16 protein-coding genes are annotated in these 16,308 nt (G+C 65.4%); 12 read left to right on the top strand and 4 right to left on the bottom strand.

Translation table 11 applies throughout. From position 1 onward, the window contains the following. Positions 1-4: 4 nt before the first annotated feature. The 7 genes from uraD (at position 5) to NOF53_RS00340 (ending at position 6,989) form a co-directional block, all read left to right on the top strand. Positions 5-517 carry a 2-oxo-4-hydroxy-4-carboxy-5-ureidoimidazoline decarboxylase gene (gene uraD / locus NOF53_RS00370; protein ID WP_255964989.1) on the top strand — a complete coding sequence of 171 codons (513 nt, stop codon included), beginning with the start codon at positions 5-7 and terminating at the stop codon, positions 515-517. Then, the gene (gene uraH / locus NOF53_RS00365; protein WP_255964988.1) at positions 517-846 is read left to right on the top strand and encodes a hydroxyisourate hydrolase; all 330 of its coding nucleotides are present in this window, start codon (positions 517-519) and stop codon (positions 844-846) included. The genes uraD and uraH overlap by 1 nt, the downstream gene beginning before the upstream one ends. Before the next feature lie 2 nt (positions 847-848). After that, positions 849-1,778, top strand: coding sequence for a factor-independent urate hydroxylase (pucL, locus tag NOF53_RS00360; protein ID WP_374212550.1), 930 nt, complete (start codon positions 849-851; stop codon positions 1,776-1,778). Next, complete coding sequence (locus tag NOF53_RS00355; protein WP_255964987.1) at positions 1,775-1,915, top strand: hypothetical protein; 141 nt, start codon at positions 1,775-1,777, stop codon at positions 1,913-1,915. Before pucL ends, NOF53_RS00355 begins: the two co-directional genes overlap by 4 nt. Before the next feature lie 4 nt (positions 1,916-1,919). Continuing rightward, the gene (locus NOF53_RS00350) at positions 1,920-2,729 is read left to right on the top strand and encodes an FAD binding domain-containing protein (RefSeq protein ID WP_255964986.1); all 810 of its coding nucleotides are present in this window, start codon (positions 1,920-1,922) and stop codon (positions 2,727-2,729) included. Then, positions 2,726-5,461 carry a molybdopterin-dependent oxidoreductase gene (locus NOF53_RS00345; RefSeq protein WP_255964985.1) on the top strand — a complete coding sequence of 912 codons (2,736 nt, stop codon included), beginning with the start codon at positions 2,726-2,728 and terminating at the stop codon, positions 5,459-5,461. The genes NOF53_RS00350 and NOF53_RS00345 overlap by 4 nt, the downstream gene beginning before the upstream one ends. A gap of 121 nt (positions 5,462-5,582) precedes the next feature. After that, positions 5,583-6,989: an amidohydrolase family protein gene (locus NOF53_RS00340; protein WP_255964984.1), complete on the top strand. Its 1,407-nt coding sequence runs from the start codon at positions 5,583-5,585 to the stop codon at positions 6,987-6,989. A 3-nt stretch (positions 6,990-6,992) separates the two neighbouring features. On the opposite strand, the gene NOF53_RS00335 is transcribed toward NOF53_RS00340, so the two are convergent. After that, positions 6,993-8,291 (bottom strand): NAD(P)/FAD-dependent oxidoreductase, encoded by a 1,299-nt coding sequence (locus tag NOF53_RS00335; protein ID WP_255964983.1) that lies wholly within the window; start codon positions 8,289-8,291, stop codon positions 6,993-6,995. 151 nt (positions 8,292-8,442) lie between these two features. Here NOF53_RS00335 and NOF53_RS00330 point away from each other — a divergent pair, with 151 nt between their 5' ends. Next, complete coding sequence (locus NOF53_RS00330; RefSeq protein ID WP_255964982.1) at positions 8,443-9,360, top strand: LysR family transcriptional regulator; 918 nt, start codon at positions 8,443-8,445, stop codon at positions 9,358-9,360. On the opposite strand, the gene NOF53_RS00325 is transcribed toward NOF53_RS00330, so the two are convergent. Continuing rightward, complete coding sequence (locus tag NOF53_RS00325; RefSeq protein ID WP_255964981.1) at positions 9,357-10,304, bottom strand: alpha/beta fold hydrolase; 948 nt, start codon at positions 10,302-10,304, stop codon at positions 9,357-9,359. The two genes, NOF53_RS00330 and NOF53_RS00325, sit on opposite strands and share 4 nt — an antisense overlap. A gap of 286 nt (positions 10,305-10,590) precedes the next feature. On the opposite strand from NOF53_RS00325, the gene NOF53_RS00320 reads away from it, so the two are divergent. From NOF53_RS00320 to NOF53_RS00305, 4 genes are read left to right on the top strand one after another with little or no spacing between them, the layout of a single operon-like run. Then, positions 10,591-11,952 (top strand): nucleobase:cation symporter-2 family protein, encoded by a 1,362-nt coding sequence (locus NOF53_RS00320; RefSeq protein ID WP_255964980.1) that lies wholly within the window; start codon positions 10,591-10,593, stop codon positions 11,950-11,952. 48 nt (positions 11,953-12,000) lie between these two features. Further along, positions 12,001-12,993: an isopenicillin N synthase family dioxygenase gene (locus NOF53_RS00315; protein ID WP_255964979.1), complete on the top strand. Its 993-nt coding sequence runs from the start codon at positions 12,001-12,003 to the stop codon at positions 12,991-12,993. A gap of 35 nt (positions 12,994-13,028) precedes the next feature. Next, positions 13,029-13,706, top strand: coding sequence for a GntR family transcriptional regulator (locus NOF53_RS00310; protein WP_255964978.1), 678 nt, complete (start codon positions 13,029-13,031; stop codon positions 13,704-13,706). Next, positions 13,703-14,275: a nucleotidyltransferase family protein gene (locus tag NOF53_RS00305; RefSeq protein WP_255964977.1), complete on the top strand. Its 573-nt coding sequence runs from the start codon at positions 13,703-13,705 to the stop codon at positions 14,273-14,275. The genes NOF53_RS00310 and NOF53_RS00305 overlap by 4 nt, the downstream gene beginning before the upstream one ends. A gap of 114 nt (positions 14,276-14,389) precedes the next feature. Here NOF53_RS00305 and NOF53_RS00300 read toward each other — a convergent pair whose 3' ends face one another. Together NOF53_RS00300 and NOF53_RS00295 are read right to left on the bottom strand one after the other, a co-directional pair. Next, positions 14,390-15,211 carry an ABC transporter permease gene (locus NOF53_RS00300; protein WP_255964976.1) on the bottom strand — a complete coding sequence of 274 codons (822 nt, stop codon included), beginning with the start codon at positions 15,209-15,211 and terminating at the stop codon, positions 14,390-14,392. Further along, the gene (locus NOF53_RS00295) at positions 15,208-16,164 is read right to left on the bottom strand and encodes an ATP-binding cassette domain-containing protein (RefSeq protein ID WP_255964975.1); all 957 of its coding nucleotides are present in this window, start codon (positions 16,162-16,164) and stop codon (positions 15,208-15,210) included. The genes NOF53_RS00300 and NOF53_RS00295 overlap by 4 nt, the downstream gene beginning before the upstream one ends. Positions 16,165-16,308: the final 144 nt, after the last annotated feature.

Here is a 16,308-nt window from a genome sequence, read left to right as displayed (position 1 = left end):
ACTGATGACCGAACCGCCCGGCCTGACCACGTTCAACGCAGCGAACGACGAGCAAGCCGTCGTGATCCTTACCGAGTGTTGTTCGTCGACGGTGTGGGCCCACCGGGTGGCGGCCGCGCGTCCGTTCCGCACCGCCGACGAGCTCTACACCCGCTCCGACGAGGCTCTCGCCGAACTCACCGAAGCCGAGATCGACAACGCCCTCGCCGGGCATCCGCGGATCGGGGACCGCCCGGACAACGCGTCGTCGGTGCGCGAGCAGTCCGCAGTCGCCGCCGCCGACGACGGGCTGCGGGCGAAACTCCGCGCGGGCAACGAGGCATACGAAAAGAAGTTCGGGCACGTCTACCTCGTGTGCGCGTCCGGACGATCCGCGCAGGAACTGCTCGACGTGCTGCACCGACGCCTCGGCAACGACAGCAACACCGAGCGCAAGAATGTGCGGATGGAACTCGCCGCGATCAACCGGCTGCGTCTCGCACGGTTGCTGCACGACATCCCTGTAGGAGGACGTTGATGGCCAAGATTCTCAGCACGCACGTGCTGGACGCCACGACCGGTGATCCGGCAGCAGGACTGCACGTCCGGCTCGAATCCATCGAGGGTCAACCGATCGCTTCCGCGATGACCGACGCCGACGGCCGCATCCCCGAGATCGCACCCGAGGGTCTGATCGCCGCCACGTATTGCCTCGTTTTCTTCACAGGTGAATATTACGACCAGCGCGGCCAAGACACTTTCTACCCGGTGGTGACCGTCACCTTCGAGCTGAAAGACCCCCAGCGCGGTTACCACGTCCCACTGTTGTTGTCCCCCTTCGCCTATTCCACCTATCGCGGGAGCTGAACGTGAGCAATTCGAACAACGGTCCCCACCTCGACGGCAAGATAGTCCTGGGTAAGAACCAGTATGGGAAGGCCGAGAACCGGATCGTCCGGATCTACCGCGACACCCCGCGCCACGAAATCCGGGACGTGAGCGTCTCCACCTGTCTTCGAGGCGACTTCTCCGCCGCCCACCTCGAGGGCGACCAGAGTGCGGTGCTGCCCACCGACACGCAGAAGCAGACGGCGTTCTCCTACGCGAAGGAGAAAGGGCTCGACTCCATCGAGGAGTACGGGCTGGCGTTGGCGCGACATTTCGTCGACGACATCGAACCGGTCGAGGGCGCACGCATCGAGATCGAGGAGTACTCCTGGGCGCGGGCTGTGGTCGAGGGTGCCGAACACGATCACACCTGGGTCCGGAAGGGCGAGGAGGTACGTACCGCGGCTGTCACGGTCGACGCCGACGGAACGTGGGTGGTCGGTGGCCTGAAGGATCTGGTGATTCTGAAATCCACGGGCAGCGAGTTCTTCGGTTTCCTGAAGGACGAGTACACCGTCCTCGAGGAGACCCACGACCGGGTGATGGCCACGTCACTCGTCGTGCAATGGCGGTTCGTCACCACCGGCGTCGACTGGAACAGCGTGTACACCGACATCAAGGAACAGATCGTGTCCACGTTCGCGACGGTGCATTCGCTGGCCCTGCAGCAGACACTCTACGAAATCGGCAAGGCCGTCCTCGAACGCTGTCCCCTGATCGCGGAAGTACGTCTGTCCGCTCCCAACAAGCATCACTTCGCGCACGACCTCGGGCGCTTCGGTGTGGAGAACGACAACGAAGTGTTCTACGCCGCCGACCGCCCCTACGGTCTGATCCAGGCGACGGTCGAGCGTTCCGATGCCCCGGACGCCGGGCCGGCATGGTCCGCCTACGCAGGTTGGCTGAGTTGACGTCCCCCCATACGGACACGGTGGTCGTCGACGGGCGCACGGTGGTCGAGCGTGGGAGAGTGATCACTGTGGACGAGGACGTCGTTGCGGCGGAGGTCGAGAGGGCCCACCGCGCTCTGGTGCGCCAGGCGGGGTGACACCATGGACCTGTCGTTCGTCACCGACATCACCACACCGCGTACCCGCGCGGAACTCCCCGCGCCGGAACCGGGATCGGCCTACCTGGCCGGCGGCACGTGGTTGTACTCGGAACCGCAACCGGGTCTCACCCGCCTGGTCGATCTCACCACCTTGGGCTGGCCGGCAGTCACGGTACACCCCGAAGAACTCGAGGTTGCCGCCACCTGCACCATCGAAACACTCTGCAACACAGATTATCCCGCGCAATGGACCGGAACGAGCCTGTTCCGACCCTGTGCCGAAGCGCTCGTCGCGTCGTGGAAGATCTGGCACACCGCCACCGTCGGGGGAAATCTCGCGCTTGCACTCCCCGCCGGCGCCATGATCACCGCGTGCTGTGCGCTGGAGGCCGAGGTGCTTGTGTGGGCGGCCGACGGGGGCGAACGGCGGATTCCGGCGGTCGAGTTCGTCACCGGTTCCGGGTGCACAGTATTGCAACCGGGCGAACTGATCCGCAGCATTCACTTCCCGGGATCGGCCCTCCGGAGTCGCACGACACTACGCAAGATCGCCTATTCGCCGCTCGGCCGGTCCGGCGCACTCCTGGCTGCACGACTCGGGCCGGAGGGTTTCGCGCTCACCGTCACCGCGTCGACCCACCGTCCTTTCGTTTTGCGGTTCCCCGACGTACCCGACTCACGCACCCTTGGTAGTGCACTGGCGGAGAGCATTCCGCCCGATGCCTACTTGACGGACGCGCACGGTGTCGCCGACTGGCGCCGCCACGTCAGCGCCGTCCTCGCTGAGGAGATCAGGGAGGAACTGGCATGAGGTTCACCGTCGACGGGCAGTCGGTCAACGCCCACCCGCGGCCCGGCCAGTGTCTGCGCACGCTGTTGCGGGACCACGAGATTTTCGCGGTCAAGAAGGGGTGTGATGCCGGCGATTGCGGCGCCTGCACGGTGTTGCTCGACGGCCACCCCGTGCATGCGTGTGTCGTTCCGGCGCACCGCGCCGAGGACCGCGAGGTGACCACGGCCGCTGGCCTGGGCAGCCCCGATCGACTACATCCCGTCCAGCAGCAGTTCGTCGCTGCCGCCGGCTTCCAGTGCGGGTTCTGCACTCCCGGAATGGTGGTCACCGCCTCCGCGCTCACCCCCGATCAGCGCGCCGATCTCCCGCACGCTCTGAAGGGAAACCTGTGCCGCTGCACGGGTTACCGCGCAATCCGCGATGCTGTCGGCGGCGTCCGCACCACCGAGGACGACTGCAGCGGTGATTCCTCGGGCCGCTCGATTCCCGCCCCCGCCGCCACCCGGGTGGTATGCGGCGCCGAACCGTACACGCTCGACATCCGGGTCGAAGGCTTACTCCACGTCCAGGTCCTCGGCAGCCCACACGCCCACGCGCGGATCACCCGCATCGACACCGCCGCGGCGGAGGAAGTACCCGGCGTCCACGCGGTTCTCACGCACCGCGACAGCCCGGACTTCGCCTTCTCCACCGCACGCCACGAACTCCGCACCGACGACCCGGACGACACCTACGTCTTCGACACCGTGCTGCGATTCGTCGGGCAGCGTGTCGCGGCGGTGGTCGCCGACTCGGTCGACATCGCGCGTCGTGCAATGGAAGTGATCGACGTCGACTACGAGGTGCTGGAGCCTGTTTTCGACCCGGAACTAGCGCACCGGGCGGGCGCACCCCAGCTCCACGCAGGCAAGGGCGCCGAGTCACGTATCGCGGACCCCACCCGAAACTTGGTGGCAGAGTTGCACGGTGAGGTCGGCGACATCGAATCAGGACTCGAGGCGGCCCGGGCGTTCGGCGCGGTGGTCGAGGGAACGTGGCAGACGCAGCGCGTGCAACACGTCCATCTGGAAACGCATTCCGCGATCGGCTGGCTGGACGACGAGGGCCGACTGACCCTCCGGAGCAGCACTCAGGTTCCCTTTCTCGTACGCGACGAACTGGCACGACTCTTCGCGCTGGACCGTTCCCGGGTCCGGGTGTTCACCGCCCGCGTCGGCGGCGGGTTCGGCGCCAAGCAGGAAATGCTCGTGGAAGACCTCGTGGCACTTGCGGTCTTGCGCACCGGTAAGCCCGTGCAGTATGAGTTCACCCGCTCGGACCAGTTCACCACCGCGCCGTGCCGGCATCCCATGCGGATCTCGGTGAGGGCGGGCGCCGATGGAGACGGAAGGCTGACTGCGCTCGCCGTGGATGTACTCTCGGACGCCGGAGCCTACGGGAATCATTCTGCGGGGGTGATGTTCCACAGCTGCGGAGAGTCCGTCGCGTTGTACCGCTCCCCCAACAAGCGGGTGGATGCCCGGGCCGTCTACACCAACAACCTGCCCTCCGGCGCCTTCCGCGGATACGGGCTGGGACAAGTCATTTTCGGTATCGAATCGGCGCTCGACGAACTTGCCGGAAAGCTGGGGATCGACCCCTTCGAATTCCGCCGACGCAACGTGATCGTCCCGGGCGACGACTTCGTCGAAGGTGAGGTCGCCCACGACGACCTCACCTATGGGAGCTATGGGCTCGACCAATGCCTCGACCTCGCCGAGACGGCACTGCGGCGTGGCAACGGAGTTACCCCGCCGAAGGGATCGCAGTGGCGAGTGGGCGAGGGCATGGCGGCATCCATGATCGCTACTATCCCGCCGCGTGGTCACTTTTCCGAGGCGTCGTGCACCCTCGTCGAGGGCGGCCGATACGAATTGCGGGTGGGGACCGCCGAGTTCGGCAACGGGACGACGACCGTGCACACGCAGTTGGCAGCGACCGCACTCGGAACCACCGCGGATCGGATCATCGTCCGCCAGTCCGACACCGACATCACCGGGCACGACACGGGAGCGTTCGGGTCGGCCGGAAGTGTGGTAGCCGGAAAAGCAGTCAATCAGGCGTGCAACAGTTTGCGCGCACTTCTGTTCGATACCGCGCGCCGCATCGCCGGCGTTGCTGACGACGCAGAATGCTCGGTGACACCGGCGGGTGTCCGAATCGGCACCCGGGTGATCGAGTTGGACAAGCTGGTAGCCGAGGGTGAGCTCCGAGCCGAAGGTCGGCACGACGGCACTCCCCGCTCGGTGGTCTTCAATGTGCATGCGTTTCGGGTCGCCGTCGACACGGTCACCGGTGAGGTACGAATCTTGCAGTCGATCCAGTCTGCCGATGCGGGGACCGTCCTCAACCCGCAGCAGTGCCGGGGGCAGGTCGAGGGTGGCGTGGCTCAGGCGATCGGCAGCGCGCTGTATGAAGAGATCCGCCTCGACGGCGCCGGGACAGTACTGGGACCCCAACTGAGGAACTACCACATCCCTCAATTGGTCGATGTCCCCGAGACCGAGGTGTACTTCGCGGACACCTACGACGAACTGGGACCGCTGGGCGCCAAATCGATGAGCGAGTCGCCGTACAACCCTGTGGCTCCGGCCTTGGCCAATGCCATCGCCGATGCCACCGGCGTACGCATGCGACGGCTACCGATGACTCCGGCACGGGTGTGGCGGGAAATGACCACGGCCCGGGTTCATCGCATCGAGCTCTCGTAACTCGTGCGGTTGTGCACTCACACCTGCTCATACGGCCGGGCACTGGGCCCGTTCCGCCGCGAACCGGCTCTGATCGGTGGCATTGTTGAATACGGGCCGCTACTGGACGGGAGTTCATCACATGGCAACGCACATCCACCTCGGGCACATTTACCACATCGCAGGCGCACCAAAAGTAACCGAAGCCGCGGCCGCCCTGGTATCGATTCCCGACGGCGCTCTGGTCCTGGACGACGCCGGGCGAATCGTGTTCTGCGGTGACCGCGCCGAGATCCCGCCGGAATACGAGTCCGGCACCGTGCACGACCACCGGCCCGGTTTTCTCCTGCCGGGGTTCGTCGACACCCACATCCACTTTCCGCAGACCTACGCCGGCGACTCCTACGGCGGTGGCCAGCTCCTGGAGTGGCTGACCCTGTGCATGTTCCCGTCGGAGGCGAAGTTCGCCGACCCAGCGTTCGCACAGCAGGCAGCCGTCGAGTTCACGAATCGGCGCATCACGTCGGGCACCACGGCCGCCATGGTGTTCGGGTCGGCATTCCCGCACGCACAGGACGCGTTGTTCACCGAGACGAAAAAGGCCGGTCTGCGCATCGTCAGCGGCCGCGGAATTCAGACCGTCGGTGGCGACTCCGCTCAGCCGCTGATGACCTCCGAAGAAGACGCCATCCGGCTCACCCGCGAAGAGATCGACAAATGGCACGGCGCCGACACCGGCGATGTCGCCACCGCATTGCTGCACGTAGCGATCATTCCGCGGTTCTCGTTGTCGGTGACCATCGAGACCCTGAAGAACCTCGGGGAACTGTACGACGAGGTGCGGGACCGCGGTGTGTACGTGCACTCGCATCTCAACGAGAACAATCGCCCCGGCACCGGCGAGGTCGACTCGACCAAAGAGACCTATCAAGTGAACTCATACCTGGACACCTATGACGGGAAGTTCCTGCCCGGGTCGGCGGTCGGCGGCAAGAGCCTGCTGGGACGGCGCACCATCCTCGCGCACTGCGTGCACTGCCAGGACGTCGAGCTGGAGCGGATGGCCGAGACCGGTACGTCCGTCTCACACTGCCCGATCTCGCAGCTGTTCCTGGGCTCTGGAACGATGCCGTGGAAGCGTACGGTCGCCTCGGGTGTCAACATTTCTGCGGGAACCGATTTCGGCGGCGGCGACGAATGGCTGATCCCGCGGGTGCTCGGCGACGCGTTCAAAGTGCACATCACCGAACCCGGGGACGACGGGGTGTCGATGCATCCGGCGGAGATGCTGTTCATCGGTACCCTCGGCGGTGCCAGAGCCCTGGACATGGAGAATCGGTTCGGCAACTTCGATGTCGGTAAGGAAGCCGACTTCGTCGTCGTCGACCCGTCCGGCACACCGGCGCTCGACGGACCGCTGCGCAACGCCGTCCGCGCCGCCGACCCCGACCTGGCCCGCGATCAGACCTTGTTTGCGCTGCTGATGGGGATACGCGAAACGTCCATCGCCGAGGTCTATGTCGCGGGCCGGCGGGCCGGGTCGCCCTGAGTTCTAGGCCGCTCTGTCCAACTCGTTCGACTCGGCTGGTTCGATCTCCTGCGCGTAGTGGAAGTGCGGGCGCCGATGGCCGAGGAACGATCCACACCACGACATCACCGCGACGTACCGATTCCGGAATCCGACCAGGTAGACGAGGTGTACAGCGAGCCACAGGAACCAGGCGAGCACACCGGTCAACTCGATCTTGCCGACGCGGGTGATTGCGCGGAACCGGTTGATGATCGCCATGCTGCCCTTGTCCCGATAGGTGAAGGGCGTTCCTGCCGCACGCTTTCCGTTGATGATTGCCGCGACGTGACGGCCACCCTGCATCGCGAACGGCGACTGAGCGGGCAGATTGTTCAGCGAGGCCATGTCGCCGATGGCATAAATGTCGTCGTAGCGGCCCACGGTGAGATCCTCGTCGACCAGCAGTCGACCGCCGCGACCGGTCTCACACCCGGTCCGCTCCGCAAGCACCGCCGCGAAGTCGTTGGCCTGAATGCCGGCCGACCAGATGATCGTCTCGGCCGTCAGACGCTTATCGAACCCGTTACCGGGCGAAGACAGAGTGGCACCGTGCTCGTCGATGTCGGTCACCATCGTGCCCAGCACCACCTCGACCCCTGCACGCTCGAGGGAGTCCTGCGTGTACTTGCTGAGCTTGCCGCCGAACACCGGCAGCGTCTCCTCCGCGCCCTCGACCAGGGTCACGGTGACGTCCTCGGCGGTGATGTCCCGCAGCGACTTCTCGAAGTAGCGGCCGGCCAATTCCTTGATCTGACCTGCCAATTCGACGCCGGTGGGCCCCGCACCGATCACGATGAAGTGCAGCAGGTCCCTGCGACGTTCCGGATCGGCAGTGGTATGCGCCTCCTCGAAGCAGCGGACGATCTGGCGGCGCAACCGGTCGGCGTCGGCGACGGTCTTGAGCGCGTACGTGACCTCGGCGAACTCGTCGTGGCCGAAGTACGCCTGACGAGCACCCGTCGCGGCGATCAAGCTGTCGTAGCCGAGCGTGTTGCGGATCCCGCCGGCCTCGTAGACCACCTCGCGTTTGTCCGGGTCGACGTCGACGACACGGCCGAGCCGGACGTCACCGCTGGGATACTTGGAGAGGATGGCGCGGATGGACGGCGCAATCTCGCCGGGCGAGAGCACTCCCGTGGCCACCTGGTACAGCAGTGGCTGGAACAGATGCTCGGTGGTCTCGGAAATCAGCACGAACGGCGTGCCGGCCTTACCGAGCTTCTTCGCCGCCGCGAGGGCACCGAATCCCGATCCCACGATGACGACCTGTGTGCGATCCACCGAAAACCTCCTCTGCCAGCGTTCTCTGCTTAGCGTTGCGTATGAGCCCACCTTATGGATTTGATGAGGCCGATTGCCAGTAACCTGGGGAAATCGAAATTGTGTTATCTCGATCGCTCATAAATGCTCGTCGGCGCTGTAGCCTGGGGTCATGGAGTTCCGGCAATTGCGCTACTTCCTGGCGGTCGGTGAAGAAGGAAGTTTCTCCCGCGCAGCGGGGCGCTGTTTCATCTCGCAGTCGGCGATCAGCCACCAGATAGCCAAGCTCGAGCACGAACTGGGCACGGCCCTGCTCGAACGGTCCACCCGCGCGACGCGACTGACCGCGGCCGGCGAACGCCTCATGCCGATCGCGGCAGAAATGATGAGCCTGGAGGCGCGCGCACTGTCGGTGGGCCTCGACCCCCGCAATCGGCTGCGAATCAGCGCCAGCATGAGTTTCGCAACCCAAAGCCTCGAGGCGATTTCCCTTGTCCGCGAGGAGTTCCCACAGCTCGATATCGAATTCGTCATCAAGGACTTCGCCGACCGCATGACCGCGGTGGCGTCAGGTGATGCAGACCTGGCCTTGATCCGCGGCGGCGTCGATCGACCGGGCCTCGAAACAGTCGAGTTCGGCCTCGAGGATTTGGTGATCGTCACGTCCACTCAACATCCGCTGGCCGAATTCTCCACCGTCGACCTCAGCGAACTGGCGCCCTACCCGCTACTACTGCCGCCGCGTAGCAGTCAGGTGCTGATCCACACGGTGGTCGAGGACGCCTTCCGGCAGGTCGGGCAGCGTGTCAAGCTCGGACCGTCCATTCCCAGCGACCATACGGCCACCCTCGACGTCCTCACCACTCCCCGATCGTGGACCGTGTTGTACGCCGACACCGCCGACGCGACCCCGCGGCGCGGGCTCAGTTTCATGCGTGAGTCGCACGACCTCCTGCGCATCCCCGTATGTGGGGTGGTCCGTAGCGGCACGGCAACCCGCCCCGAGCTGACTCACTTGTTCCGCGCCCTCGCGCAGTCGATCGCGGGATCACGGGGAGCCGCCGGCGCCGACGCCCCGGCCGACACCTAGGCGTCGACGAGTCCGTGCCTGTCGATCCAGGTCAGCACGTGATCGAGTACCGCCTCCGGCGTCTCGAGCTGGGGGGTGTGCCCGACGCCGGGCAGCACGACGCTGTCCCACCGCGGGTTGTCGGCCGCCGCTTTGCGTGCCGCAGCCACCGGAACCAGGCGGTCGCGGTCACCGTGAATGAGGAGAACCGGTTGTTCGAGGCCGCGCATGGCCTGCAGGTATCGCTGCGGACGAGCCATCACCCGCATCAGTGACCGACTGGCCTGCAGGAACGCGGCATCTTGCGTGGGCTGCTCGCGCCGAAACTTCGCCAACTCCGTCGCTGCCTCGAGGACGTCTTCGGAGGCACGGGCGGGGTCGGCGAAGCACAGGTCGATGACCCGCTCGACCAGCTGCCGGTCGGTCATCCGCCGGCTCGAATACCGGAGGTAGCGCTCCCCGACGAAGGGCGTCATGTACATCGCGAACTGCGCGGCGATCCGTGGATGCGGCATCCTTTGCGCCGCAGGAAGAGCCGGGTCGACAAGGACGAGGGCAGCGACAGATTCGGGGTGGGCCGACGCCTCGAACATCGAAATCATGCCACCCATGGAATTGCCCATCAAGATGACCGGTCCACCGACGACCTCCGTGAGGAATCGGTGGAGCACCGCGACGTTGGCGGGAATCCCCGTCTGACGCCTCCCCGCCGGGCTGAGCCCGAAACCTGGGAGATCCACCGTCAGAACCCGCGTGCGTTCCGCCAATGCCGGGGCCACGCCGACCCAGTTGAGATGGGACCCACCGAGACCATGCACCATCACCACCGGCAGCGACCCTGCTTCCGAATCGCCGTACTCGACCGAGTGGACCGGTCCGTCGATATCGATGACGCTGCCGGAGCCGCCCCACGGCCGCGCGAACGCCTGACCTGCCGGCGAGCCGACTCGTCTCGGATCAAGCATGCGTCCATCCCCTTCGATTCGTCAGTATCCCGCCTCTCGCTATCCGGGAGGCCGGTGCCGGTCAGTCTACGACCGGCGCTCGCGCGACCACACCCGCCCGAACAGTTTACATGCAATCTGAGGCTCACCACTGAGCTCCACTCGTACGCCGATGTTCGCGTCCCATCAGGGATGATCCGTAACTCAGATGTCAGACCGTCGACCCCTGCCGACACCTTTCGATCGGAATAGTGACCCGTGACAGAGAAGATTGCATGTAATCAACCTCCCCGAAGGGCACGTCACCATGGCAATTCTGAATCGGCGAAGCGCCTCGATCCCCAAAACCGACGTCCATCCCGTCGACCGCGTGCTACCGCTCCCCACCCTGGGACTCTTCGGGCTACAACACATCCTCGTGATGTACGCGAGCACCGTCACCGTTCCCGTAGTCGTTGCAGCCGGGCTGGGACTACCCCAACAGGATCTGATCTACCTGGTGGCGGCCGACTTGATGCTGTGCGGTCTCGGCACCTTGCTGCAGTCCCTCGGCATCTGGAACGTGGGCGTGAAGCTGCCCATGGTGATCGGTGCCTCCTACACCGGCATCGCCCCGATGCTCGTCATCGGGCAGGGCAGCGATATCCAGACGATGTACGGCGCAATCCTGGTGGCGGGCCTGTTCACCATCGCCGTGGCACCGCTGGTGTCGAGACTCATGAGGTACTTCCCACCGGTCGTGATCGGCACCGCCATCGTTCTGATCGGTATCCAGCTCGTCCCCGCGGGCGGCAAGATGATTGTCGGTTCCAAGCCCGACGCCCCCGACTTCGGAAGCATGTCCTTCCTGCTCCTCGCCCTGGCGACCGCGTCCGCGATTCTGATCTGCTATCGATTTCTCCCCCTCGCGATGCGGCCCGTCTCAGTACTCCTCGGCATTGTCGTCGGCGTCGGCGTTGCGGCCCTCGGTGGACTGGTCGACGCGTCACCGCTCGGCAACGGACCGCTGGTGGCGGTGCCCGATCTCATGCACTTCGGTGTCCCCCGCTTCGACCTGGTGGCATGCCTGTCGCTCGTCCTCATCCAGATCATTCTCATCGTCGAACTGGCCGGGCAGGTAAAGGCCGCAGGCGAAGTGGTGAACAAGCCGGTGCCGGATACCGACCTCGCGAAGGCCGTCCGCGCAGACGGCGTGATCAACGCAGTCGGCGGCGGACTCGTCCAGTCGTTCATGTACGTGACCTTTGCCCAGAACGTCGGGATACTTTCCATCACCAAGGTTTTCAGCCGTTTCGTAACGGCCGCGGCAGGCGTGCTACTACTCGCGTTGAGCTTCTTTCCGGTAATGGGTCAGGTGGTGGCGATGGTGCCGCGGCCGGTTCTCGGAGCAGCAGCCGTCATCATGTTCGGCACGATCATCGTGGTTGGAATACAGATCCTCGCGAAGGTGGACTTCTCACAGATCTCCAATCTCGTCATCGTCGCCACAGGACTGGGAATCGGGTTGCTGCCCAACATGATCAGTGGCTTCTACGGCCAGGTACCCGAGCAACTGCGACCCATCCTCAGCAGTGGAGTCGCCGCGGGACTGTTTGCGGCAGTACTGCTCAACCTCCTGTTCCACCACGTGCCGGAGCGCAGGAAGAAAGGTGCCGACACCACGCACTGACGCCCGTCCAGAACTCACATGCACACTCATGAGCAGGAGCCTCATCGAATGACCGTCACCCACACCCTGACCGAACTCAATAAGGAATCCCGCATGGGCGGCCTCGGAACCGAAACCACCGCCCGCGACATTCGTCGAATCGATCTCTCCGAGTTCGAGACCAGGCGATCCGAGATCACCGACCAATTGTGGGACGCCGCAATCGACGTCGGATTCTTCCAGGTCTACAACCACGGAATCGACATCGCCGACGTCCGGCGCGCGTTCGCGATGTCCGAGCGCTTCTTCGCACTCGACGATCCGGTCAAAGCCCGATACCCGCTGAAGAAGGGCTTCAACTCCGGGTGGGAGAGCAAGACCCAGGTTCGTCCCTCCATCGGCGTCCCGGACGAGAAGGAGTCATATCAGATCACCCGGCCGCACATGGATGATTTGTGGCCCACCGAGGACGAGCTGGCCGGCTTCCGGGACACCATGCTCGGATTCGAGGCGCAGTGCTGGGAGGTGGCGATGCAGTTGCTGTCCTGCGTCGCCGACAAGCTCGGGTTCGAGCGTGCCTTCTTCACGCGGGCCCACGACCCGTCCGTGGCCAGCTACCAGAGCACCCTCCGGATGCTGCACTACTTCGCCATTCCCGAGCACCTGCACGGCGACCTCGGCCTGTGGCGTGCCGGCGCTCACACCGACTTCGACTGCCTGACGCTGCTGTTCCAGATGGAGGGGCAGGGCGGACTGCAGGTGTTGCCCGGCAAGGAAATGGACACCGAGGAGTGGACGCCGATCGAGCCGTCCGAGGACGCCATCACCTGCAACATCGGTGACATGCTCATGCGGTGGAGCGACGACCGGCTGCCGTCCAACTTCCACCGCGTGAAGAACCCCGGACCGGGCGGCGACCATGGCGACCGCTACAGCCTCGCGTTCTTCGCCCAGGCCAACCGTGACGTCGTCATCTCCGGGCCGGCAGGCAAGTATCCGGACATCACCGCCGAGGACTACCTGTACCAACGCGTCAATGCCAACTTCTCCAAGGAGAAGTAGCGTGAGCGCATGCAGTACGGACCGGTGAGCTCTCGATGACGTCGACCACCGACCCGACCTCAGTGTCGATGGCCGATCGCGCGTACTCGGAGCTCCACAGCGCCATCCTCGACGGGCGCCTTCCACCGGGAACCCCCTTGAGCGTTCCCGCCCTGGCGGGGCGCCTCGGGATCAGCCGGAGCCCGGTCCGGGAGGCCGTGCAACGGCTGATCCACGAGGGCCTCGCCACCCACGTGCTCCACCGTGGGGCCGAGGTGGTGCGGGTGGATCCGGTCGAACTGCTCGACATCTACCGAGTGAAGGCGCCGCTCGAGGGTCTGGCCGCGCGACTGGCCACCACCCGGATGACGGGCACCGACGTCGAGGCACTCCGGGCCCAGCTGGGCGAGCAGGACGCCACCCTCGACACCGGCGCCGAGGCGTCCGAGTTCATCCGGCTCGACATGGAGTTCCACCGTCGCATCAGGACTGCCGCCGGAAGCGACACCCTCGTTCGGACACTCGCGCAGTTCGACAGCAGGACCCATCTGGCCGTCCCGAATTTGTGGAGCGACGACGCCGCCGCGGCGCTGTCGGTGGCCGAGCATCACGAGATCTTCCGAGGTCTCGAGTCCGGTGATCCCGAAAGCGCCGAACGTGCCGCAGTCGCCCACGCCACCTGTGTGCGCGTCCGGTTGTCTCGCCTGCACGGCGTTCCGGTCGACGGGCCGTGACGATCGGGGGCGTGCTGCTCGCTGCGGGCGGTGGCTCGCGGATGGGTATGCCCAAGGCTCTCGTCGTGGGTGCCGACGGGGAACCGTGGCTCCAGCGTGGCGCACGCGTTCTCACGGAGGCGGGGTGCAGTCCCGTCGTCGTGGTCCTCGGCGCCCGCGCCGACGAGGCCGAGACGCTGCTGCCCGACGGCCTGCGGGTGGTTGTGGGTGTCGCAGAGGACTGGCGGCAAGGCATGTCGGCCTCGCTACGGCGAGGGCTGGAGGTTGCGGCGACGTTCGACGACGTCGACGCTGTCGTGATCACCCTCGTCGATCTCCCGGACCTGGGCGCCGACGCGGTGCGCCGCATCGCGTCCGTTCCGCCGGGCACCATACGGGCAGCTCTGCGACAAGCTCGATACGCAGACGCACCCGGGCACCCCGTGCTGATCGGCCGCGACCACTGGAACGCTCTGCGGCAGAGTCTTACCGGTGACACCGGTGCCAGGCAGTACCTCTCCGCTCACGGCGCCGAGTTGGTTAACTGCTCAGACCTCGGAACCGGCCGGGACGTCGACTTCCGCCACTAGCTGCAGTCCCGCTGCTCCTGCCACATCCCTGCGCAGCCCTTGGCCCAACGGGACGTTCGTTCGATCCAACGCAACGAGCGTCCCGTTCGCGCAGCAGCAGTGGGGGACCAGCGGTCAGCGGCTGACCGCCTTCTTGTAGCGCCGGATCGCGAACGGAACGAAAATCACGAGGAGAAGCGCGGTCCACGCCAGCGAGGCGATCACGGGATGCTGCAACGGCCAGGCGTCGGGGACGGCCATGGAGGGGTTCGTGTTTCCGAACAATTCGCGCACGGCCTGGGTGAGTGCGGACACTGGGTTCCACTCTGCGATCACCTTGAGAGGCCCTGGCAGGTTGGTGGTCTCGACGAATGTGTTCGCGACGAAGGACAGCGGAAAAATGACGATGAAGCTGGCGTTGTTGAATACCTCGGGCGTACGGATCCACAGCCCCACCACGGCCATCACCCACGACAACGCGTAGGCGAACAGGAGCAGGAGCAGGTAGCCGAGAACGGCTTCACCGAGACTGGAGTGGATGCGCCACCCGATGACGAGGCCTGTCAGCGACATCACCACGAGACTGACGATGTTGATCAGCACGTCGGTGGACGTCCGGCCCAGGAGGACCGCCGACGGCGCCATGGGCAGCGAGCGGAACCGGTCGATGATCCCCTTCTGCAGATCCTCGACCATGCCGAGTCCGGTCCACGTGGCCCCGAAGATGACCGTCTGGGTGAAGATTCCGGCGATGAGGAATTCGCGGTACGACATTCCGGGAACTTCGATGGCACTGCCGAACACGTACGCGAACAACAACACAAACATGATCGGCGACAGCGTGGTGAAGACGATCAGGTCGGGGACGCGTTTGATCTTGATCATGTTGCGCTTGGCAATGGTGAGACCGTCGGCGAGTGCGGTGTGCGTCGGGGCGCTGGCGGGTGGTGCGGTCATGAGACTTGCTCCTCCTCGGCCTCGTGCCCGGTGAGGGTGAGGAACACGTCGTCGAGCGTCGGCCGGCGCAGCCCGACATCGAACACCTTCACCCCACGATTCGACAGCCGCGACAGCGCCTCGACCAACGCGTCCGAACCTCCGGACACGGGGACGGTGACACGGCGGACGTTGTCTTCGATCGTGATCGCCCCTGCGGCCAGAGGCGTGAGCTCGTCGCGCACCACCGCGAGGTCGACACCCTCCCTGACGGTCAGTTCGATGCGCTCACCACCGACGCGATCCTTCAGCTCGTCGGCGGTCCCACGCGCAATCACCATGCCACGGTCGATGACCGCGATCTGGTCGGCGAGCCGCTCGGCCTCCTCCATGTATTGCGTGGTGAGCAGCAGCGTGGCGCCTTTGGCGACGAGGCTGTCGATGACGTCCCACAATCCCAATCGAGCCCGGGGATCCAGTCCGGTGGTGGGTTCGTCGAGGAAGAGCACCTCGGGCTCGGCGACCAGTGCGCCCGCCAGGTCGAGGCGGCGTCGCATGCCGCCGGAATACCCCTTGACGGGCCGGTCTCCCGCTTCCACCAGATCGAATTGCTCGAGCAACTCACGAGCCCGGGCTTTACTTCGCTTGGCCCCGAGGTGGTAGAGCCGGCCCACCATCTCGAGGTTCTCGAAACCGGTGAGGTACTCGTCGACGGCGGCGTACTGGCCCGACGCACCGATCCGGGACCGCAGAGCGCGGGCGTCGTGGACGACGTCGAGACCTGCCACCCGGGCGTGCCCTTCGTCCGGAACGAGGAGGGTGGTGAAGACACGTACCGCAGTGGTCTTGCCTGCACCGTTCGGCCCCAGCAGGGCCATGACGCTTCCCGCGGGAACCGCGAGATCGACACCACCGAGCGCGGTGACCTTCCCGTACCGTTTCACCAGCCCCTCGGCTGCGATCGCGTCGACCATCAGAACTCCCCGTTCTTCGCATGTGAACCCAGTGTGACTCGAGCCGCCGACAGGGTGAACGAAATAGGGGTCCCGCCTCTTGCGGACCCGGTGACGACGTCTCGAGACTCGATGGCAAGAGCTCAATGGCAAGGACCGCGGCGG

This window comes from Rhodococcus tibetensis (assembly GCF_024438035.1).
Lineage (GTDB): Bacteria > Actinomycetota > Actinomycetes > Mycobacteriales > Mycobacteriaceae > Rhodococcus_F > Rhodococcus_F tibetensis.
This window is presented reverse-complemented; position numbering and strand designations above follow the sequence as displayed.